We start from the raw sequence: 826 nt of genomic DNA on the forward strand, positions 1-826 counted from the left end.
GTAGAACTGCGGACGGTAGTTCGTGAAGAACGGGGTGTGGCGGCCGCCCTCTTCCTTCGTCAGGATGTAGGCTTCGGCCTTGAACTTGGTGTGCGGCGTGATCGAACCCGGCTTGGCCAGAACCTGGCCGCGCTCCACGTCCTCACGCTTGGTGCCGCGCAGCAGCGCGCCGATGTTGTCGCCAGCCTGGCCCGACTCGAGCAGCTTGCGGAACATCTCGACACCGGTCACCGTCGTCTTCACCGTCGCCTTCAGGCCGACGATCTCGACTTCCTCACCGACCTTCACGATGCCACGCTCAACGCGGCCGGTCACCACCGTGCCACGGCCCGAGATCGAGAACACGTCCTCGATCGGCATCAGGAACGGACGGTCAACCGGACGCTCCGGCTGCGGGATGTACTCGTCCACCGTCTTCATCAGGGCGAGAACGGCGTCGCGGCCGATCTCCGGCGAACGGTCTTCCAGCGCGCACAGCGCCGAACCCTTGGTGATCGGAATGTCGTCGCCCGGGAACTGGTAGGACGACAGCAGCTCGCGCACCTCCAGCTCGACCAGCTCCAGCAGCTCCGGATCGTCGACCATGTCGACCTTGTTCATGAAGACCACCAGCGCCGGAACGCCGACCTGGCGCGCCAGCAGGATGTGCTCACGGGTCTGCGGCATCGGGCCGTCGGCCGCCGACACCACCAGGATCGCGCCGTCCATCTGGGCGGCGCCGGTGATCATGTTCTTCACATAGTCGGCGTGGCCGGGGCAGTCGACGTGCGCGTAGTGGCGGTTCTGCGTCTCGTACTCGACGTGCGCCGTCGAGATCGTGATGCCA

1 protein-coding gene is annotated in these 826 nt (G+C 65.9%); it reads right to left on the minus strand.

Features of this window, described 5'->3' with window-relative positions:
* On the minus strand, positions 1 to 826 hold an 826-nt coding region (tuf, locus tag TSO352_RS10345; RefSeq protein WP_109107396.1), incomplete at both ends, for an elongation factor Tu.

The organism is Azospirillum sp. TSO35-2 (genome assembly GCF_003116095.1).
Taxonomy (GTDB): domain Bacteria; phylum Pseudomonadota; class Alphaproteobacteria; order Azospirillales; family Azospirillaceae; genus Azospirillum.